General features: G+C 47.2%; 23 protein-coding genes and 1 pseudogene. 19 read left to right on the forward strand and 5 right to left on the reverse strand.

The window, feature by feature from the left end:
- Positions 1-26 precede the first annotated feature (26 nt).
- Positions 27-1,130 carry a tyrosine-type recombinase/integrase gene (locus tag OH773_RS22025; protein WP_270146361.1) on the forward strand — a complete coding sequence of 368 codons (1,104 nt, stop codon included), beginning with the start codon at positions 27-29 and terminating at the stop codon, positions 1,128-1,130.
- Here the strand turns inward: OH773_RS22025 and OH773_RS22030 are convergent.
- Entirely contained in the window at positions 1,125-1,505 is a 381-nt protein-coding gene (locus OH773_RS22030; protein ID WP_270146363.1) for an XRE family transcriptional regulator, read from the reverse strand. The genes OH773_RS22025 and OH773_RS22030 overlap by 6 nt on opposite strands.
- A 265-nt stretch (positions 1,506-1,770) precedes the next feature.
- Between OH773_RS22030 and OH773_RS22035 the strand changes: the two genes are divergently transcribed.
- The 6 genes and pseudogenes from OH773_RS22035 to OH773_RS22060 all read left to right on the forward strand — a co-directional run bounded on the left by OH773_RS22035 (position 1,771) and on the right by OH773_RS22060 (position 9,909).
- On the forward strand, positions 1,771-1,983 hold the full coding sequence (locus tag OH773_RS22035) for a hypothetical protein (protein ID WP_270146366.1): 213 nt from the start codon (positions 1,771-1,773) through the stop codon (positions 1,981-1,983).
- Positions 1,984-2,095: 112 nt separating this feature from the next.
- The gene (locus tag OH773_RS22040) at positions 2,096-4,369 is read left to right on the forward strand and encodes a cobaltochelatase CobT-related protein (protein ID WP_270146369.1); all 2,274 of its coding nucleotides are present in this window, start codon (positions 2,096-2,098) and stop codon (positions 4,367-4,369) included.
- A 96-nt stretch (positions 4,370-4,465) separates the two neighbouring features.
- Entirely contained in the window at positions 4,466-5,686 is a 1,221-nt protein-coding gene (locus OH773_RS22045) for an AAA family ATPase (protein ID WP_270146371.1), read from the forward strand.
- A gap of 180 nt (positions 5,687-5,866) precedes the next feature.
- Positions 5,867-8,230, forward strand: a complete 2,364-nt coding sequence (dnaE, locus tag OH773_RS22050) for a DNA polymerase III subunit alpha (protein ID WP_270146373.1) — start codon at positions 5,867-5,869, stop codon at positions 8,228-8,230.
- Between the two features lie 120 nt (positions 8,231-8,350).
- A pseudogene (locus tag OH773_RS22055) lies at positions 8,351-9,469 on the forward strand (helix-hairpin-helix domain-containing protein); the annotation flags it as partial.
- Positions 9,466-9,909, forward strand: coding sequence for a DUF7740 domain-containing protein (locus tag OH773_RS22060; protein WP_270146117.1), 444 nt, complete (start codon positions 9,466-9,468; stop codon positions 9,907-9,909). The pseudogene OH773_RS22055 and the gene OH773_RS22060, both read left to right, overlap by 4 nt.
- 154 nt (positions 9,910-10,063) lie before the next feature.
- Here OH773_RS22060 and cspG read toward each other — a convergent pair whose 3' ends face one another.
- Positions 10,064-10,279: a cold shock protein CspG gene (cspG, locus tag OH773_RS22065; RefSeq protein WP_270146119.1), complete on the reverse strand. Its 216-nt coding sequence runs from the start codon at positions 10,277-10,279 to the stop codon at positions 10,064-10,066.
- A gap of 496 nt (positions 10,280-10,775) precedes the next feature.
- On the opposite strand from cspG, the gene OH773_RS22070 reads away from it, so the two are divergent.
- Positions 10,776-11,210: a hypothetical protein gene (locus OH773_RS22070; RefSeq protein WP_270146121.1), complete on the forward strand. Its 435-nt coding sequence runs from the start codon at positions 10,776-10,778 to the stop codon at positions 11,208-11,210.
- A 10-nt stretch (positions 11,211-11,220) separates the two neighbouring features.
- Positions 11,221-11,520, forward strand: coding sequence for a hypothetical protein (locus OH773_RS22075; protein ID WP_270146123.1), 300 nt, complete (start codon positions 11,221-11,223; stop codon positions 11,518-11,520).
- Between the two features lie 215 nt (positions 11,521-11,735).
- On the opposite strand, the gene OH773_RS22080 is transcribed toward OH773_RS22075, so the two are convergent.
- From OH773_RS22080 to OH773_RS22090, 3 genes are all read right to left on the reverse strand, one after another.
- A complete protein-coding gene (locus OH773_RS22080) occupies positions 11,736-12,932 on the reverse strand; it encodes a hypothetical protein (RefSeq protein WP_270146125.1) in 1,197 nt (398 codons plus the stop codon).
- A gap of 191 nt (positions 12,933-13,123) precedes the next feature.
- Entirely contained in the window at positions 13,124-14,065 is a 942-nt protein-coding gene (locus tag OH773_RS22085; protein WP_270146127.1) for a hypothetical protein, read from the reverse strand.
- Between the two features lie 8 nt (positions 14,066-14,073).
- The gene (locus OH773_RS22090) at positions 14,074-14,736 is read right to left on the reverse strand and encodes a hypothetical protein (protein WP_270146129.1); all 663 of its coding nucleotides are present in this window, start codon (positions 14,734-14,736) and stop codon (positions 14,074-14,076) included.
- 230 nt (positions 14,737-14,966) lie between these two features.
- Here OH773_RS22090 and OH773_RS22095 point away from each other — a divergent pair, with 230 nt between their 5' ends.
- The 10 genes from OH773_RS22095 to OH773_RS22140 all read left to right on the forward strand — a co-directional run bounded on the left by OH773_RS22095 (position 14,967) and on the right by OH773_RS22140 (position 20,925).
- Positions 14,967-15,398 carry a hypothetical protein gene (locus tag OH773_RS22095; RefSeq protein WP_270146131.1) on the forward strand — a complete coding sequence of 144 codons (432 nt, stop codon included), beginning with the start codon at positions 14,967-14,969 and terminating at the stop codon, positions 15,396-15,398.
- A 119-nt stretch (positions 15,399-15,517) separates the two neighbouring features.
- Positions 15,518-16,552 carry a regulator gene (locus OH773_RS22100; protein WP_270146133.1) on the forward strand — a complete coding sequence of 345 codons (1,035 nt, stop codon included), beginning with the start codon at positions 15,518-15,520 and terminating at the stop codon, positions 16,550-16,552.
- Positions 16,553-16,612: 60 nt separating this feature from the next.
- A complete protein-coding gene (locus OH773_RS22105) occupies positions 16,613-17,557 on the forward strand; it encodes a 5'-3' exonuclease family protein (RefSeq protein ID WP_270146135.1) in 945 nt (314 codons plus the stop codon).
- Positions 17,557-17,823 (forward strand): hypothetical protein, encoded by a 267-nt coding sequence (locus OH773_RS22110; protein ID WP_270146137.1) that lies wholly within the window; start codon positions 17,557-17,559, stop codon positions 17,821-17,823. Before OH773_RS22105 ends, OH773_RS22110 begins: the two co-directional genes overlap by 1 nt.
- A 2-nt stretch (positions 17,824-17,825) precedes the next feature.
- Positions 17,826-18,902 carry a recombinase RecA gene (locus tag OH773_RS22115; RefSeq protein WP_270146140.1) on the forward strand — a complete coding sequence of 359 codons (1,077 nt, stop codon included), beginning with the start codon at positions 17,826-17,828 and terminating at the stop codon, positions 18,900-18,902.
- Between the two features lie 150 nt (positions 18,903-19,052).
- Positions 19,053-19,424 (forward strand): DUF2591 domain-containing protein, encoded by a 372-nt coding sequence (locus OH773_RS22120; protein ID WP_270146141.1) that lies wholly within the window; start codon positions 19,053-19,055, stop codon positions 19,422-19,424.
- Entirely contained in the window at positions 19,408-19,818 is a 411-nt protein-coding gene (locus OH773_RS22125; protein WP_270146143.1) for a DUF7238 family protein, read from the forward strand. The genes OH773_RS22120 and OH773_RS22125 overlap by 17 nt, the downstream gene beginning before the upstream one ends.
- Positions 19,819-19,885: 67 nt before the next feature.
- Positions 19,886-20,158 (forward strand): hypothetical protein, encoded by a 273-nt coding sequence (locus OH773_RS22130; RefSeq protein WP_270146145.1) that lies wholly within the window; start codon positions 19,886-19,888, stop codon positions 20,156-20,158.
- Positions 20,159-20,377: 219 nt separating this feature from the next.
- Positions 20,378-20,713 carry a hypothetical protein gene (locus OH773_RS22135; RefSeq protein WP_270146146.1) on the forward strand — a complete coding sequence of 112 codons (336 nt, stop codon included), beginning with the start codon at positions 20,378-20,380 and terminating at the stop codon, positions 20,711-20,713.
- A complete protein-coding gene (locus OH773_RS22140) occupies positions 20,713-20,925 on the forward strand; it encodes a hypothetical protein (RefSeq protein ID WP_270146148.1) in 213 nt (70 codons plus the stop codon). Before OH773_RS22135 ends, OH773_RS22140 begins: the two co-directional genes overlap by 1 nt.
- Positions 20,926-20,935 lie beyond the last annotated feature (10 nt).

Here is a 20,935-nt window from a genome sequence, read left to right on the forward strand (position 1 = left end):
CAAGGGCAAGAATCAGTGAATGAGCTATGAAAAACACGTTTGATAAAGCACGCGCAGCCGAGAACACCTCTCGAGAAGCAATTGAGTATCTGGAACGAGCTTCGAGCATGAACGCCATGACTGCCTCGCTGGTCAGTGGTGATATGAAGTTTTCAGATGCTTTTTTGCTATTCACCCGCTTATCTTTGCTGGTAACAAGACGTCGCCCTGAAATTGCCGTTCATTGCATTTTGATACATGTAATGCCTCACATTGGTGAAGTAAAAGTAAGTGCTATTAATAGAATGCTAGTCAACCAACTCGTAAACCCGCTGATACTGGAAAGCAAAATTGTCATGGGTAGACGCGTGTTCGCCCTGATGAAACAGTTTCTTGGTTGGTGCGCTTATCAGGGGATGATTGAAACCTCGCCGCTGAACGATATTTCACTCAACAAGGTAGCCGGTGGCGCAAAACCGAACCCTCGCGAACGAAGGCTGACTGATGCCGAAGTGTGGGTTTTCTGGAATGTTTGGGACTATTTCCACGTATGTCCTGGCACCAAATGGGCGGCTAGGCTCTGTCTTGTCGCTGCCAGACGACCAGACGAAGTGCTCCGGGCAAAAGTAAGCGAGTTCGACCTTAAACTGGGTGTATGGAATCAAGGTACACGTAACAAATCTGCCCGACAGCACGCTATGCCATTGAGCACGCTTATGAAGTTATGTGTATCAGAACTGATTAAATATGGTAAGGGCAGTCAGTGGCTGGTGCCATCAAACAAGAAGAAGGGCGGTGACACGCCAATGTCAAAGGTGGCCATTGCTCAGGCACTGCGAAGAATACTTGAACGGCCAGAGTTAATGGAACTCGAACCTTTTACACCGCGTGACCTGCGCCGTACAGCTCGAAGCTATTTTCCGGCGCTGGGTATAACTCAGGAAGTTTCCAGAAAGATTATGAATCATAGTCTGGAAGGTATGGACAGAGTGTACGACCGTCACGATTACATGGATCAAATGCGAGACGCTTTGGAAAAGTACTCAAACCGTATCGCATCGATCGTAGAACAAGTGGATTTAGACGACATTGACCATAAATTCAAGGGAGATCGTCTAGCTACCGAGCTAATTCGTGTAAATTTCTTATAGTGACTTGATGGCCGCGACAACTTTCTCTGAAGCCCCCTGCTGATTGTCGAAACGATTGCGGAAAGCTTCTAAGACCAGCTTTTCGTCGTTAGACAAAGGAGCGGTGCCTTCCTCGCGGAAGAACTCGAGAAGTTCAGGGTGACGCTCTTCCAAAACCATCAGCATTAAACGAACAGGATCAGCACCAAGCGCATTCGCTAAAGGACGCACCTTGTCGACTGGAAGTGGGATTTTCCCACTTTTGATGAGCGACAGGTTGTTGGCATTCTTGTACCCGATTTCTTTCGCGATAGCAGCCTGGCTCTTGGCTGATATGGTGATTAAGGAATCAATGTAAGCGGCATAGCGGCCTAATTTGGTTTCGTTGATAGCCATGATTTTTAACCTGCGTGAATTATTATCTGGTAAGTGCTTACTGATATTACAACAATAACGGTTAGGGATGTAAAGACTTATCTATCATTTCGATAGGCGCTTTTTATCGAAAAAACCTAGTAATACCGATGCTTGTGATTAAAATCAGGCAGCACCAATTGCAATCAGAGCTATCAATTGTATGATATACTTTCATTTAACATTGATATAATAAGTAGTAGTATTAACAAACCGTTTAACCTTGCTAGTTGGATGTCTAATAAAAATGGAAAAAATTACCCATGACTTAATTGGCCTCGAAATTGGTCATATTTTCTCCCTTAAAGAAGACAAGGTGGCAACCATTCTCACTGACTTACCCGTGGAGGAGATCGAGATTGAAACGAACGATGCGACTGCCTTTACCTTCGAGCTAAGCGATAAGCGTTTCACTCTCATAAACACCGGCTGCGGTTCATTAGCAGTGAGAACCAACTAGCCCTCGTCTTAAACCCCTTCATAAGCCTGTACGAACAGCGTGGATGCCTGTTCGTACAGTGATACTTTAAGCACATCAGAAAACAAATTGTTTAAATAACAAGGATATTCTAATGGCTAAAGCCCCATCAAAAGCTGTACTCAAAGAGGTGCAGGATTTTCGCGACTGCGTTAAACGGGTAGTCACAATGCTATCCGGGAAACACATTCCTGTAGCGGAACGAGGAAATGAAGCATTCGTGCGTTACAACAAGCAGGGCGAACCAATAATGGTCAACATCCCATCTATTCCGGATGACGCAACCCCAGAGCTTATGAACGCCGTTCGTGGCTTCTTAGACCATGAAGTCGCCCATCTTCTTTTCACCGACTTCAAAATTGCTATGAGGATGCGGTCCAAAGGAAAAGCGCCTTCACTTGGTCTCTGGAATGCCCTTGAAGACGTGTACATCGAGCGTCGAATGGGTCAGGTATTCAACGGAACGCGACGCAACCTTCTGGCCACACAAAAACTCATCATAAACAAATACTTTAGTACGAAAGTGTCTGAAGCGATTGCGATTTGCCACGGCGATCAACGCGAGCTGTTCATGAAATTCTTCCTGTGCCCTGTAGTTCGAGCCTGGGATGGCCAAAGTCCGTTTATTGATTTCATGGAAGAACACTGGAGCCTCATTGAACGGCCGGTTGCACTGCTAAAAGAGCATGGTGTCGACGTAGCGGTTCGCAACATGAAGAGCACCGAAGATTGCGTGAAAGTGGCCGCCGCCATCGCCAAAATCATGCGTGAAATGGAAGAAAAGCCAGAAGGCCCACTTCCTGAGAGAAAATCTGACGCCACAAAGTCATCCGGGGGTGACGAAGAGCATGAAGACGAGAGTCCTGAACCGTCTGAGGCGACTGCTTCTGGGGAGGAGTCTCCAGACGAACGTGAGGACAATCCAGAAAAGGGATCTGGCAGTGTTATTACGCCTGAAATAGTAGATAAAAACTTACCTACTAACGATAAAGAAATAAATGATACAGAAAGTATAAATACAGAAGCAGGCAACGAAGGAGAAGATGAACTCCCAGAACATCCTGAAAGCGAACCCACTGGATATACCCCAGATACTGATGACCTGGACGAATTTGACGGCTGCGGCTCTGATACAAGTACAACAGAGGATGACCACAAAGAAGACGACGCAGATGGTGATAGCGGTACTTCTGATGAAGATAGAGGCAGTGACAAAGCCGACATCAATGATTCAGTAGGTCATGAAGCCAATGGGGAAGACGAGGCGTCAAAGGATGATGAAGGCAGGGTGCTGCATCCAGATGAAATGAACCTTGAAGATGCACTCAAGGAGCTGGACAAGATGGAAGAAGGCATTGATGAAATAACCGAAGATGCAATTGCTTCCACGATAAGCGCAGAGCTGGAATCGACCTCGCTATCAGCCTATCGCCCATACGACCGTTCGTATGACTTCATGGGACCGATTGACGAAGCTGAGGCTCATGTCATCCGCACCCAAAAGACGTTTGGGGCAATCCCTATGTATTCGCCGGTCGATCGCTATCGCATGGTTCCGGAAGGTCGCAAGTTGTTCGAACTCAACATAGAGCCGCATCTGTCAGTAGGTGTATCTGCAACACTGGCGAAGGATTTAGAGCGGGCAATTGCCAGTCGTAATCGTGTGCAGTTTATCCCTGGACAGCGTCGTGGAGGGATTCATGGTGCAAACCTGTTCCGCCTTTCAATGAACGATGACCGTGTGTTCCGTAAAAAGGAAGACCACAAGGCTGTTAACGCATGTGTGCAGCAGGTCATCGACCTGTCAGGGTCTATGAGGGGAAGGAGAATCCATCTGGCGCTGGCCAGTGCCTATACCATCGCGGATGCACTTGACCGAATTAACGTGCCAAACATCATCACCGGCTTCACAACGTTTGGACAACCGGACTTCGAGACAATGGCAAAATTTGGATTCTCACGCTTTGAGGCGCTGATGCTGCCCATTATTAAAAACTGGAATGAGAAAGCCAACTCGACAGACGTTCGCGCTCGCATGGGATGCGTGGGTGAGACGTTCCCCCTTCTCAACAATGTCGATGGCGAAAGCGTGGCGCAGCTGGCATCGCTTTTCTCAGGGCGGAAGGAAGACAAGAAGATAATGCTCGTAATGAGCGACGGTGCGCCATGTGCAGCAGGCACTGGTTTTGAAGAACACCTTCGCGCCGTCACCAGAGAGATTGAGACTCTAAGCGACATTGACCTGTTGGCCATTGGTATTCTGACCAGCGAGCCACGCAAATATTACAAAAACCACGCCCTGGTGAAGAAGGTCGAAGAGCTGGGATCATCTGTTGTGACCGAGTTGTCTCATATCATTTTAGGGTGATTGTCTAACCCGTTAAAATAAGTAACTACTTACATGTTTGTTTGATATATTTATATAAGTACTACCCACGAACGACAAAATAGTAAGGAATGACACATGACCGCTACTGCACTACTTCAAGAAGCTAACTTGCCAGAAACAGTCACCTGCAAATGGTGTGGGAAATCCTTTCACCACCTGAAATCTCATATATCAATGGGACGTTGTGAGGCTATTCCGGAAGAGGCTCAAGAGCTTAGTGTGGAAGAGATTGTGAAGATGTACACCACAACGTTTCCGGACGAGCCGACGCTATCACGCAAGGCAGTTGAAGCCATCAAACAAAAGCGCGACGAAAGCAAAGTGGCCGCAATCAGCACTCACCCTGGGTATGTTGGTGCAGTTGAGTACCAGACTGAACTTGTGGCCGCCCACGAGCTGCTTGGCGTAAGCGTCAAAGAGCTTGGAACACCACGCGGGAAACCACTACAGGTGACAGTTAACGTAAACAGTCCATATCCGGAGTTCGTGCCAGATGTGAAGAAAGGCTATGTGTATGGCGATTTTGACCTGATTAAAGACATCTTCATGATGCTTGAGTTGGGTATCCCTGGGTATCTATGGGGACATGCTGGGACCGGCAAGACAACCCTACCAACGCAGCTGTGCGCTCTGTTAAATCGTCCTGTCATCCGTGCGCAACATACGGCTTCCACCGAAGAATCTCACATCACGGGGCAGATTCTGGCACGAGAAGGTTCAACCTACTTTGAGCCAGGTCTGCTGTCGCTGGCGATGAAAAATGGCTGGGTATACCTAGCTGACGAATACGATTTTGCATTCCCTCAGATTCTGGGGATCTACCAGCCAGTATTGGAAGGTGAGCCACTGGTTATCAAAGAGGCAACTCCAGACTGGCGACGTGTGGCACCGCACAAACGCTTTGCTTTCATTGGCACTGGCAACACTAACGGTTCTGGCGATGAAACCGGTCTCTATCAAGGCACTAACATCCAGAACGCGGCCAACTTCTCACGCTTCGGCATAGTCTCACATGTGAAGTACATGCACGCGGCTGCGGAAGTAAACATGTTGGTTGAGGCTGGCATCATCCGTGAATACGCAGAAAAAATGGTGAAGTTTGCAAACCTGGTACGTGAAGGTTACGAGCAACACCTCGTCAGCCAACCAATTGGTCCTCGTGAGCTATTGCTGTCTGCGAAGATCGGAATGATGCGTGGTGATTTCTCAGCAGGTATCGAAAAGTCGTTTATCAATAAACTCCCATCCGCTTCAGCGCAGGCTGTTCGTGAAGTGGTTCAGAAAATCTTCGGCTAATCATGCGCAAAGGATGTTTCGGCTCTCTTATCGCAGCTTCTGATACAGGTGCTGCTTGTCTGGAATGTCCTGACAAGTCGCTCTGCCACCAGTTGGCCAAAGAGGTTGCGATTTCAATCTATGGGAAGTTCGTTGGCTTCCCCAATGACAACATGAAGAAAACCAAAAAGGTGAAGACACATGAAGGCCATGATGGTCAGAACTGACTTCTCACTTGGGGAATCAGCTCTAAAAGCAGAAAAGGCGGTGAAAATCGCGAAAGAAGCTGGCTACACCGCTGTTATTTCAGCTGACAGCATGAATATTGCCAGCGTGATCCCACTACAGCGTGCCGCTGGCGACGACATGGCGGTTATCTGTGGTGTTAAGCTGAATGTCGTCGACGATCCGACATACGAGCACCGCGCCAGACTTGCTAAAGAGTCTATGAGATGTATGGAATCATGGGTGCGTGATCGCAGCTACTGCTTCACGGCACTGATAAAGAATGAGCAAGGTTATCGCGACGTATGCGAACTGATGACCTTAGCGAACAAGCGCGAGCAGTTCTACTTTGTGCCGCGTCTGGCGCTTGACCAGCTGGCAGCCGCATATGCAAAGGGCAATATCATCCTGCTGACATCTGACATTGGCAGTGTGTTTCAGCGCCGGGACTTCGCAAAGATTATCAGCACGCTGGTCACTGCTGGCGGGCGCGATAATTTTTACAGCGTGGTCTATCCGCACCCTACTCCATTTTACGACCAGATTAACGTCCGAGCGATGAAAGTGGCGAGCGCTCTCAAAATCGAGCCAGTGGCGTTCTACCCTGCGTATTACGAAGCAATTGATGACGCAGATATTAAAGACATTGCGCACATGGTGACGAACAACATCAAAATCGACCAGCCGCATCGTCTGCGCATTCCCCATCAGCGTGATAATGCGGTCAATGGGCGTCGCCATCTGCTGGAGGCGCTGAAAGCGTTCTCTGTGCGAATGGACGTACCGGTTTCAGCTGCAATGGCCTCAACCACGCAAGAGACTATCATCGAATCCTGCACCTGGCGGTGGCATGAGCTACCACCAGCACTGCCAAAAATGGCAGACGATGAGCCTGGCACGCTAATGAAGCTGGCAGTGGCAGGGCTTCGCAAGCGACTCACCAATAAAGAGTTTGGCTATACGCCACCAGCCTCTGAGCACCGTGTGTATGTCGAACGTCTGAAGTATGAAATGGGCACACTTACCCGCCTGGGCTTCTGCGGTTACTTCTTGATGGTGCATGACCTGATGAATCACAGTCGCGAAACCGGCATTCCAGTTGGTCCAGGTCGTGGTTCTTCTGCCGGTTCTCTGGTTGCGTGGTGTATCGGCATTACCAACGTTGACCCTATCCGCCACGGTCTGTTGTTTGAACGTTTCATCAACCCGGAACGTCTCGACTTGCCGGATGCGGATCTGGACTTTAGCCAGGCGCGTCGCCATGAAGTGATCGAGTATCTCAACAAACGCTATGGCGAAGACTATGTTGCCGGCATTCCTAACTTCACCTATCTGGGTGCCGCTTCTGCTCTACGAGACACAGCACGAATTTACGGTGTCGACGCTGCGGATATGGCGGTATCAAAGGAGTTTAAGAATCTGGAGGATGACAATCTCTCTCTGGAGGAGCTGCGTGAGCAACTGGCCAGCCTGGATAAGTTCGCCACCAAAAACCCAGAAGCATTTAAAGCGGCGTGCAAGCTGCAAAATCTGATGCGTGGCTTTGGTCGCCATGCTGCGGGGATGATTGTAGCTGGCGTTCCACTGATTGAGCGCACACCTGTAGAGTTACGTGGTAACGCTCGTTGTATTGCATTCGATAAACGTTACTGCGAGGCGATGGGTTTAATTAAGCTGGACGTTCTCGGTCTGGCCACGCTCGATCTGCTGGATAGTGCGAAGCGTTACATTAAAGAAAGCACCGGGGAAGACATCAACCTCGATGCTATTCCACTGGATGACCGCAAGGTTCTTGATGGGTTTGCTGCTGGCTACACACAAGGTGTTTTCCAGCTGGAGTCTGGCCCAATGCGCAAGCTGCTTAAAGATTTGGGCGGCGGCATCGAGCCAATGAGCTTTAAGACCGTCGTCGCCACGACCGCACTCTTCCGACCTGGCCCGATTCAATCCGGCATGTTGGATGACTATGTCTCCGTGGCCAAAGGCTTTATGGCTCCACATTCCTTACACCCTATGCTGGACGACATCTCTCGCGACACAAACGGCGTTCTGATTTATCAGGAACAGATCATGGCTGCTACGCGAATCTTGGCGGGGTTCTCAATGGCGGAAGCAGACTCGGTCAGGAAAGCTATCGGGAAAAAAGATATGGAGAAAATGAAATCCATTGGCGGCGACTTCATTAAGCGAGCTGAGGAAGGCTGGGTGACAGTGTCACTGGATGACGGTTCTACGCGGAAAATTCATAAAACAGCACGCCTACTTTGCGCTGATGGTAAGCGTCGAACTTACACCGAAGCAATGGCTGAAAACGCCGATATAACAAGCTTCGATATTTGAAAATCAATTAATAAGATAAGAAAACAATTTGTTTAGTTAAATATAGAAATGTCATGACAAGGTGGTTGAATGAAAATTACCGGTGTTGTTGAAGAGAGTAATGGCCTGACGCATGAGCGTGCCGCGGAAATCTGGAACATGTTTGAGAAATCCGGGGCGTATGCCTTCAACAAATCACACTCCGTTGCCTACTCGCTGATCAGCTATCAGTCTATGTGGCTGAAGACGCATTACCCTGCTGAGTTCTTTGCTGCTGCTCTCACCATTCTGGGTGAAGACAAGCACCAGGGGTTGGTCAAGGATGCGCTGACCTATGGCATTCGCGTATTGCCACCAGACGTAAACGTATCGTCGAATCGTATTGAGATCCGCACGCTGGAGGATGGCAGCCAGGTTCTGTATGCGCCCTTCTCCGCTGTCAAAGGCTGCTCTGAGAATGGTTGCCAGGCCATCATGCGAGCGCGTGAGAAGGTCGGCGGTAAGTTTGAGTCGCTGGAACAATTCGAAGAGGCGGTTGAGAAACGTGCATGTAACAGCCGTGTGCGTGAGTCGCTGCAAAAAGTGGGCGCGTTTGCTTCCATCGAGCCAGGTAGTCAGCCAGCGACCGATCCGGAACGTCTGCGCGACCAGGCGGAGTTAATGGGTAATCTGGTGATCGACGCGGTAAAAGCCTCTCGTCCGTTTGAAATGAACCCGAAACGTTCTGCGGAAGTTAGCGTGTTGATGACACGCATGGCGTCGGAGATGGGTTTAGGCGATGAGCTTATTCGTCCGAGCATTGGTATTAAGCCGAAGCTAATGATCATTCTGGACAACGCAAACGGCAATGATGGGCGTACCGGTTACTTCATGGAAAACGGCTACGACGAATTTAAAGCGAAGCTGCTGACTGCAGGTGATTTGCGCATGGGTGATTTGTACGTCACAGGCGTGTGCAAGAAGGTGAAGGACAAAGAGAATGACTACACCAAAGACGAGATCGGCCAGTTCACCGACTTTATGCGCGAAGAAATTAATCTGGTGCGTCCGACCTACGTTCTGACGTGTGGTAGTCGGGCGACATCACTCTTCAACAATAAGAGCAAACCATCCGACCTGGTCGGGCGCAAAGAGTACCTGCCAGATCTGGATGTGACTGTCTTCTATGGATTTAACCCTAACATTTTGTACTTCCGTCCGGAGGAAGGTGAAAAGCTGGAAGCGATTCTGGCAGAAGTTGCGGAGACCATTAACAAATGAAAAATGAGAACAGCATGAGCGCGGCACAGAAGACTGCACATGAGCTGGCAACCATCCCAGCGGAATTTCAGAACAAAGCAGTTGAGGCCACTTTGCGGACTCAATTCTGGGAAATTATCGATTGCCCGGTCACGTTGGAGTTAGCGCTGGCATTCGCCGAGTTGGATGGTGCCGACAAAGTCAGTCGTTTACGTAAGTGTGCCAGAGCGCTGGCGCTTAAAACACAAGATCCGAAGGCGTGCCAGTATCTGCTGGAGATTTACGAATCGGATAGCCCAGAGGAACAACTGGAGGCATTCAAAGCATTCCGGAACCGACTGTTGCTGAAGGTGGCCAAAGAGTTTATGGAAGTGAATAAGATTGGCGACGTAAAGAAGTACAGGCTGCAACGGCAAACCAGAATTACACTATCCAACATATTTGGTAAGAAAGTCGCATAAAGCAAAACCCGCCGAGTGGCGGGTTTTTAATGGTGGCATGTTAGTCGGATAGTTACACCCAATCCAGCATTCCACCTTCTGATAATCCCATCATTCTGTCTACTCAGGCTCAGGCCGTCATCGTTATCGCAGAGAATGAATCATCAGAAAAAAATTAGCTTAAGGCTACAACGTTGACCGCAGATGGACCTTTAGCGCCGTCCTCAATGGAGAACTCAACTTTTTGGCCTTCTTCCAGGGTACGGAAGCTATTGCTCTGGATAGCAGAGAAGTGGACGAAAACGTCTTTGCTGCCATCTGCAGGAGAGATAAAGCCAAAGCCTTTATCTGCGTTAAACCATTTTACTAAACCAGTCATTTTGTTAGACATAGATATTACCTTCTAAATTTTGTGAGCCACACAACGCGGCAAGAATTTGATCTGTATGAGATTTGGACTTACTTTGGCACTTAAGGAGGAGACTCACGAAGAAGGGAAATCAGAAGATAACACCGAACTGAGACTGCTTTACTAAAACTGCTTTCATAACGTCTGTCTTGCAAACCAACGCCACTATTAACGCATGTTATTTTTGATCACACAACCTTTTTTTTCAGTCAACAAAATACAGCCCATCTTACCGAGACTTGCAATGCCAGGTCAGAACAACATCGCCATCAAAATCTAATTCTGTGATTTTAAACACAAGACTCCCGTAATAAACCTAAGTTTGGTAATTGTCGTAAGTTTGGATTTTGATAGGATCTGCATTGTTTCTCATTGATTGATAACACACTACAGGAGGAAATTGATTGGTATGTAATTAGGTTGGTCAACGATTGAATTACTTGGTTCTGACAAATATACAGCATGTGAGTTAAGAGTAATGAAAGCGATAAGTATTATCAAAACAGCACTGGTCTCTGTAATAACTATTGGCTCTACCGGTTGCTCCAATATGAAAATACCTGATTATGCAGAAGTAAAATCAAGCCCGTACTATGCCGAGTGTCGAGCATTCGCCGAGGATGTGTACAAAAACGATGGATACAGTAAGCTCGGCAGAGCCGTAATACTGAAAATGAACGACAGCAAAGCACAAGCAATAGTAACCGGGTGTGTGGTAGCAATGGGTAAGAGCAGCATGGACGAAATCAAATCCGATATGAATGCTAAGGCAATGACTTATGGGATGGTTAGTGGTGCCTGCTACGATGCAAATTGTCGAATTAATATGGATGAAGAGTTGAAGGCATATACCCTAGGAATCTATTACGCGACAAACAAAAAATTCCCTGAAGAATTGAAACCTGAATTCTGAGAAGGAGATCATGATGACCATCATTAAAAAAATCATGTTGGCAACAATGCCTTTTGTATTATCTGGATGTGCTTTCCCCGATAAAGATGGAGACTTTGGGACCGCTGTGTACGGCTGCCAGCAATACGCATACGGTAAATCCTATACCTTTGAGAATCGTGACTTTGCGTACAAGGTCTGTAAAGATGCCGCCAAACTATGGGGCAATGAAGTTCCGGCATACGTCATCAGACAAATTCAGCTTCATCCGGAAATACCCGCCGATGAAATAAGATATGCAGCGATGGCCGGTTCTTTGGGGAACAACTAACATTAACCTTTAACGGAGGCAACTATGCCTCCGTATATGACTAGCATTCGCTCAGATTTGAGCTGGCATTTTTTTTCTCGTGCAGCAATAATCAAGTTTTACAGTAAGCTATGAGCGAAAAAGCGACAACGGTTCCTCGTTGAGCTGATTATCGGAGTAAGTGTTTGTAAGCAACATTAATACCTAAGACTTGAAAAAATCAAGTCTTAGGTAAATCAAAAATCATCATGAACATCAACGAAGGATTTAATTTTCCCTGAAATAAATTGATTTGGCTTCCAGCCTGCGCTTAGCTTATCGAGGAAAAATGCATCGAAAGCAGAAACCAAGACCCCAGTGATAGGCTCAGCAAATCCGATACCTGTACTTGCAAAGTAACGCAGAATTTTACCAGAACCGCTTCCTAACCATCCTGTTGTGGTTACATCATCAAGGTAATCTGAGAGTAATTTTTTATCAGGGGACTTTCCTTTAAGCCATTTTTTAAATTTATTGGCTCGTGAGAGTAATTCGAGAAATTCCTCAAAGGATCTATCACCCTCGTTTATCACTGCCGATATGTTTGGACATCCTTTTAAGGCTATCTCGTAAAAATCAATCAGCTCCGTGCGGTTGGCATTTGCCCTAGTCAAAATGTGTTTGTTTTTTTGTTGAATGATCTCAGATTCAATAGCAGATGTGTAAAAATCACCGCCATAATGAGCTGCCAGAATGAGACCATAAGAGGCACTAAGTATACCTGCAGCGATATCTGCTGGAGTATATTCTCCGGCATCTGGATGCAAAATTTTTTGAAGATTATTAATATTTACGAAGTCAATGTTTGTTGATACTCGGAATTTCCCTTGGGAGGGTAGTACTTTATAATAAAAATTATCAACTACATTCTCGTTGAAGGGTAAACTCCCTATGATAATGCGTGTGGCAGAAGACACATATTCACCATCATTTAAATCTTCATTCGCTGCTGATATGATCCCTCCCTTAATGAAATGATCACTATTTAATTTTTTTATAGTGACATGTCTTCGAAATCTTTCGATAAAGTTATCAACCTCTGTTTTACTATGCCCCTGCCTGGCTATCATATACTCCAATCTTTTCTTCCAGCTTTTAAGCTCCCCGCAATTTTTTCCACCGCAGACGTATGCACTTGTAAGAGCGTATTCTGTCCACCCATTTGTTGTATCGGAATAAACACCAATAAACTCTTCAACATAGGTTGTTCTTACATCGGGGTAAGCGAGTAACTTAATGACATTATGAAATCCAATCGAGCGAATAAGCCCTAACAGGGTAGAAGTATCCATTACAATATGAATACTTTGGTAGAAAAGTAATGCTTCTGCAATTTCACCAACGGTAATCGGAGGTCCATCTATTGAGCGTTTTAGTACTATTGATTCAAACACTTAGTCATCACCTAACCTTTAAGAATTCTACCAAATATATCATTTTCAATGATTCCACTTCTACATACAGTTCCTAATATTTGCAGAGTCGTTACAACTTCCGCTATTGGCACAGAACTGCCTGTCAGATTAGGTTTAGCCCTGCGCTATACAAGCGTCAGATCAAATCAGAGCTAATTCAGTTGTAAGTCTTAAGCTGAGCATTCTCCCGTTCCTGCGTCTTCACTATCATGCTCACTCATGGTTCTATTGGCTTTCTCCTCAAGAGCTTTTGACTCATCGATAGCTTCCGACATCTCGTCGCTAATCTGCCCTCCAGACTCAAGAATTGCCCCTCTGACGTCATCTAATACGTAGGTCATACGTTCAAGGGCTGTCGGATGGTCAAGAGTGCTATTTCGACTTGTCTCAATAACGCCAAGATTGGCCATGACCCTCCAAACTGATACATCCAGAGCAGAGTTATACCATCCAAACTTAACCAGTTTGCGGGCCGCTAGTAGGTCTGCCTCCTTTTCTTGTCTTCTCATCGCACAATTCGCTTCGCGTCTTTCTTCATTACTCAAACTATCATTATGATAATTTGTATGATTTAAATACAGATGTGAAAGTTCATGAAGATACATAAATCCAATAGCATTTTTCGCACTTAAGTCCCGCAAAACCTTTTTGTCACCAGTAAATGGGTAGTAGCTTTCAATTCCCGCACATACACCTCCGTATTTTTCTGGTGGTATTAATGGAGTTATAGGTAAATTCTCATTTTTTTTCGACATCATTTCTTTATACGCATTATTTATATAACTACTATATACAACATTACAGTCCATCCATTTTCTATCCATGTAAACTAAGGTGCTTAACTCGGATGAATAAAAAGCAACATCTAACATTGATGAAGAAAACATAATTGTTGGAACACCATTCACCCATCCTGAAGATGCTGTTGGCATAGGCTCTGAAGTATTAATACTAAAGGATAGATTTCTAACTATCCTTTGGAGTGAATCGTTAACCTCAATAATTTTATTGTTAATGACCCCCACTGTCTCTTTCGTAAAATCAACCGGTTGCACTCCCAAAACAGGTCTGCCAATAAACATAAAAATTAGTAACCACAGGCCACGATTCATAACACACCTCATTGATCATAAAGGCTTTTTATTCCCGCATATAAGTTTTTATCTTCGGGTGGATAGTCATCTAATGTCTTAACTCTATTTCTTATGTCTGCTGACATTTTTTGATATGTGTCATAACCTTCCGGACCGTAAATATCATTAATCAAATTAATTTGAAAGTTATATAACACACCATAAGATTGCATTATTTTTGATTTTTGTTCGTTTGTTAAAGTATCTACTGGGCGATTTACATATTTATTAACAACAGCCAAGGAATTAAGAATGATGGAATAATCCCTTATACTATTACGAGGAGAGTTGCTCAACCCCATGCCAACAAATTTCGACCCAGAACTTTCTTTCGCTGGGTTTGCTCCATTATTAGATAATACTCCTGCACCTTCCGAATTCTTATCCTTTCCATAATTTTCATAGGAAAAAGGATGCGTGATTGAAAAGATTAGAGCCGACGCACCAAATAGAGCAAAAAACACGCCGGGTGCGATATTCTGCATTCGTATAGACCACGAGCCAATGCCGCCATCAAAAGTGCCATTATTGGGTAGTGCCTTGTTAAATAACTTATATCCCAGCCAGATAGAGATTATCCCGCCTAGAGAGATCAGAATCCTGTCCAACCCCCTGAATAATATAACGATTAGTTCATTATCAATGATCATTATTGTTTTGCCCCCATACTGGATTTCGCCACGCCTAATAACAAACCAACGAATGAAGACCGTGTTTCACTGATTATAGTCATTCATCCAATTTTTATTGTCTGCGCGTCATTAAAGCGAAAGATTAATTTTCACCGTTTCCACCTGCATATATCTCCCGCCTTTTATATTCATTCGTATCAACTGTCATGATAAAATCAATACAAACACATAAGTAGGTAATTAACATCATGAGCACCGAAATCTACGAAAAAATCATGACCGTTCTGGAGTTCGACCGCGACAATCTCGAGGAGGTCTGGCGTCAGCAACCACGCCTGCTAATGGAGTATGGTTCTAAACTTGCGTGGGCAGAAAGAGAAGTCGCAGACGCAAAACTTTCCCTCGATGCGATTGAAGCGAAGATCTATGACAATGAGCGTAAAAACCTGAGTATGAACGGCATTAAGTTCAATGAGTCAGTGCTTGAGGCGAAGGTCAGAACCAACCCGCAGTACCTCGCGAAACGCCAGAAACTGGATGAAGCCCGGCACATTGCAGATCTCTACAAGCACGCTGTGGCCGCTTTCTCTCACCGCCGAGACATGATTGTCCAGGCGTCAAAAATGGCTATCGTGGAGATTGAACGCCTGGGTGCCGAACGTTTCCTTTCCTCCCGCTAATTTATGCTAGAAAATAAGTAAGTACTGATCTATCATTTTTCTCGCTCAAACGAGCCACAAACAAACGAACGCCCAACGCGCATAGCGCCAATGGCCACAATCACAATAAGGAGAAATACATGTCTAAGTCATTACTTGATCTGCTTAACAAGACCCGTGGCGATATTGCTTCTAAACGTGGCAATAACGTTGACCTGACTCGTCTGAAAGATGGCAACAACTATCTGCGCATTTTCCCGAACAAGGATAATCCTGACGGTGTGTTCTTCCAGACTTTCGGCATGCACTACGTTAAGCATCAGAATGAGGAAGGCAAAGAAGTCACCACTGCTTATGTCTGCGAACAGCACACCCACGGCCGCGCTTGCCAGTTGTGCGAGATGGTTATGGAGGGTCGTGCTCGTCACAAAGGCAACAAAGCGATGGAAGAACGTATTAACTCTATGCGTGCTACCCCGCGTTATCTGGTCAACGGTGTTCTGTCTGCGCGTGAAGATTTTGGCGATGCAGAGAAATGCCAGCTTGTTGAGCTGCCGTCCACTGTATTTGACGACATCTGCAAAGTGATGTCTGAAGACATAGCAGATGACATCGGTAACCCACTGAGCAAAGAAGAAGGCTACGCGTTCCTGATTAAGCGTACCGGTTCTGGTCGCGACACTAAGTACGACGTTTCACCAAAACGTAAAGTCTACAAAGGTGACATCGCGGAAAAACTTTGGAATACACAGCACGATCTGATTGCTTTCGCGAACCAGGCTGATGAAACCCGCCTGCTGTCCACAGCTCGCACTATGGGTCGTCTCATCGGCATCGCAGCCCCTGCTGCAACCATGTCTGCTCCGGTCATCTCTTCTTCCGCAAGCTCCGCGGCTGCTTCATTGCCTGGCTTTGGATCTATCACTGGTCATACGGAAGGTACGGCGGCTGTTGCAACTGCGCACACGCCAGCACCAGAAACCACCAGCCTGGTTGATGACGAAATTCTTCGTGCCGCAGAAGCTGAGTTCAAGCCCGAAGCAAAACCAGAAGAAGTGAAAGCTCCGGAAGTTTCCGCGGCGGCAAGTGCTACGGCTGAAACTGCAAGTGCTTCCTCTGCTGGTGCAGCTGACGCAGGTCTCGATGATCTGCTGGCTGAACTGGACGCTCTGTAATCCCATAACGTGACCAACAAGGCGTCTACGGACGCCTTACTTTTTGGAAGGAGTGTACCGGTGAACTATCTCTTAGTGGACGGTAACAGCCTGGGCTATTACCACCAGCAATCTGACAAATTACACAACGGCGAAATGGAAGTGCAGGCGGCGTTTGGCTTCGTGAAGAACGTTCGCCGTTATGCCTCAATCCTCCATGCCCGTCCGATGATTTTGTGGGATGGATTCAGCGACAAACGTCGTGACTATTACCCGGCGTACAAAGCAAACCGCGATGATGATCCGGAGATGAAGAAAATGAAGGAGGGTTTTGCGCTCCAGAAGCCGTACATCAACAAAATGATGACCGCGCTGGGCGTTAACCAACTGGTCGCAAAGGATGCAGAAGCTGACGACCTGGCTGGAATGCTTGTTTCTCGTCTGGCTCCGCAGCCGACCGTTGATCACATCTATCTGCTGACCGGTGACGGCGACTGGCTCCAGCTGGTGCGCGAGAACGTGAGTTGGGTAAGCCTGCGTGAAGACGCCAAACACAAGCAGGTCAACTTCGAACAGTTCGCAGAACTGACTGGTCTGCCGACACCGCGTGCGTTTCTCGAATCGAAAGCGCTGCAGGGTGATACCTCGGACAACATCAAAGGTGTTGGTGGTATTGGTGATGGCGGTGCGAAGGAGCTGCTGCATGAGTGGGGAAGCGTGGCCGCAATGGTACGTGGCATTAACGACGGTTCTATCGTTATCAACAAAGGTCGATACAAGACGGCATTCAACAAGCTGGCAAAGAACGCCTTCAACGAGAAGACGGGCTGCCGGATGCTGGAAGCCTTCAAGCGCAACATGACGCTGATGAACCTGATTGATACCAAGTTTCCACCTAGTGAAATCCAAACAATCAAAGGCGAGCGCGATATGAAAGCCTTCGAGCAGATGTGCTACGAGCTTAACTTCCGTTCGTTTCTGGAAGACCTGGACGTGTTTGTTCTGCCATTTGAAAGGTATTGCTGATGCTGAAATCCATTATTAACGGCGGGACAACCACGCCAACCATGCTTGCGAAAGAGATTGTGTTTTGCCACGGCGAGCACGCTGTCGTAGCGCTACCACGCATCCTTGGCGCTGCTGGCATTGCAGCCACAGAACGAGAATTCGCACAGGTTGGTGAGCAGGTGGTGAAAATCCTCGCTCGAGTAGCCAAACACCTTAACCACGATCTGATCAAATTTGACGAAGCTGCCGCTTCTAAGCGTATCAACGAAACAAAAGGAGCCTAATCATGGCAAAAGGAAAATCCACTCTCGCACTGGCACTGAAAAAGAAGATCGGCAGCAATGACGAAATACAGAAGGTTTCGCACTGGATTGATTCTGGCTTCCCTCCACTGAATAAGGCTATCTCCGGGCGCTATGACGGCGGTTTCCCATGTGGGCGTATCGTGGAAGTGTTCGGACCGCCAAGTGCAGGTAAAACCTTTTTGGCGACGGCCGCAATGATCTCCGCACAGAAGCAGGAAGGTCTGGCCGTATTCCTAGACCACGAAAACAGCTTCGACGTTGGCCTTGCTGTGGCGAACGGACTGAACGCCGACGAAGACGACGGTCAGTGGGTCTACAAACAACCAGATACCTTCGAGGACTCTGTAGAGCTTATCGGCACCATCCTCAAGCTGGTGCGCGATGAAGAGCTTATCCCGGAAACAGCCCCAATTTGCATCGTAGCCGACTCTCTGGCGTCGATGGTGCCGAACTCTAAGGCTGAGAAATTCGACAGGATGGCAGAAGGCACTGCGAAGGACAAAGACCAGTTGAACATGAACGACAACACGGCGCTGGCGCGTGCGACAAGTGCGAATTTCCCTACTCTGGCGCTGTGGGCGCGTAAGTACAACGCCTGCATCATCTTCTTGAATCAGGTGCGTACCAAAATTGGTGTGATGTTTGGCGATCCGACTACGTCTCCGGGTGGTGACTCTCCGAAGTTCTACGCGTCGGTGCGTATCCGTCTGGGTGCATCCGTTATGAAGGATGGCAAAGATAAGATCGGACAGGACGTGGGCGCCGAGTGCATCAAAAACAAAGTCGCACCGCCGTTTGGCAAATGCTCATGGAAGTTCTACTTCGACCCTACTCGCGGCCTGGACGTTATCGAATCTTTGGTTGAGTACATGCTGGAAGAAGGATACCTGCCAAAGAGCGCCAGCGGGCGTGTAGAGATTGGCGATAAGAAATATACCAAGTCGCAGATCGTCGAAATGTACCGAGAAAAGCCCCTTCCGGAAATCATCGCTGCATTGCAGGCTATCGATGAACGACGAGCGAAAGAGTCAGTCGTAGCCGAAACAGAAGAAGCTTAATCACAGGGCGTCCATTGGACGCCTTATTCTTTTTATTATTATCACCAATAAGAAAACAAATTGGTTACTGATATGGAATTAGTATCCGTAGAAGCAAAAAGTGACAACGCCACATAGTTGTTAAGCAACTGTTGGAGAAGGAGATCGGGAATGAAAAATTACAGCGAGATGACTGACTTTGAAATCAACTGCCTGGTGGCCGAAGCCACCGGCCACCGGCCGCTTAATTCTCATTATGGGTGGAAAGGTATGCAGGATGATGACTGTACTGCTGTGGTCGCCAAAGGCCCAAACGGATTCGGCTCTTTTGACTGGTGTAACGATCCGGTTGATGCGTGGGACATCATTTCCCGATACCGAATCGGCGTGATCCCCACCAGACAGCCTGGTGAGTGGAGAGCAGCCCATAGAAAGGTGGACGGCTCTACCCCACAGCATCTGATTCAAAACCCTAACCCATTCAGAGCGGCAATGACTGTCTTCCTTTTGATGCAGGAGAAAAAACGTGAAAAAGCTGTATGACGCGGCCAACGCTGCACTTGATGTTGTTGATACCGATGTTTCCCAGGGCTATCCAGAGCCGGAGTGGGCGAAGCAGCTGCGTGAGGCAATTGCCGAGATGAATGCGCAGGAACCGACAGAAGATGAAGCGGACTGGCAGCGTTTCATCCGGATGTATGCGGAAGAAATAGGTCCGACACCTACCGCAGAACAGGCGATGTTGCTTAAGTACTTCAAGGAAGCGGGCGAGAATCTACCGGTCGATGATACCCCACACTGGTTTCACGCCGCCTGGCGTAAGTTCGACGTGATCTACACCCGCGGTATGGGCAGCAAAGATATGGTCGTCTGGCATCTGATGCACATCGACAATGCAATCGACCGCACGCTGGAGAAGTTCTTTCCATCAGCCTGAACACAATGATTGCGTGCCTTCTGGTGCGCAATAAAATAAATAAGTACTTACCAATAAGGAGGGGCACATGAAGATTTTAGTTCGTATTTCTTCCAGTACAGACTATGACGTATACCCGCTATTTATGGTGAAGTGTGACGGTCTGAACGACGAAGAGACTGAGGCTCGAATTCAACAACGCCTTGTGGAGTATACGGGCTACGATGCCGATTCAGTGTTTGTCGATGAAGACGGTGTTTGCTGGCATAACGGCAGTTGTTGGTACATTGACGAGACACAACCGGTAAGCGATGAAGATGCGGCACACCTTGAGCGAATCCTAGGCATTAGCACATTTTAGTGATATTTACAGTCATAAATATATAAGTTAGCATTTACCTACTATGAAAACTTTATTCGACACTTTATTACTTATTGTCTCGATATATTTTTCACTCGACTGCCTGTTTTCAGGAACGATCCGAAAAGCCTTTGCGCCCGTCAATGGCTTAATAGTTAACGCGCTGGCCTTTGTGCTCGTCTTCGATTCGGCTTTCTGGGTAATCAAAGGAATCGCGGCATGAAAAAGTTGGCATTAGTGCTGGGATTACTGGCTCATCCAATTCATGCAGCCCCTCATGTTTACCAGTGCGAAATGGTAGTGGCTGAAGTCAAAAACAACACACTCACCAACATAATCAAAGCCTCTAACGGGGCGATGGTAGTGGATGGTGGCGACCAGTTTTACGTGGTTCGTGATGATCGAGTGTTGTTCTCTCCACAACTAACCAAACGTAATGGCAAGTTGGTCGGCGTTGGCGAAGATAAGCTGGTCTACAACAAATTTGATAACTTCTACGGTGTTCACGCGAAGAACACGAGCTACCTTTTCGATGACTGCAAGGAGGTTGATTGATGGCAGTTAGCATGGCAGGTCTGGAAATCGAAAAATTAAGCGGCTACTGGCGGGCAAAAGGGTTCAAACAGCCCGGCGTGTTGGAGCGACTGGAACGTGAGGACGGCGTCATTGTCCACAAGCGTCGTGAATGGCGCATGTATGATCCGGAAACAGGTAAGCTCACGACGAAGGCCGGGACGCTCTGGGGTCTGCTGAAGAAAATCCACTGATAACAGTAAC

The organism is Buttiauxella sp. WJP83 (genome assembly GCF_027594725.1).
Taxonomy (GTDB): domain Bacteria; phylum Pseudomonadota; class Gammaproteobacteria; order Enterobacterales; family Enterobacteriaceae; genus Buttiauxella; species Buttiauxella selenatireducens.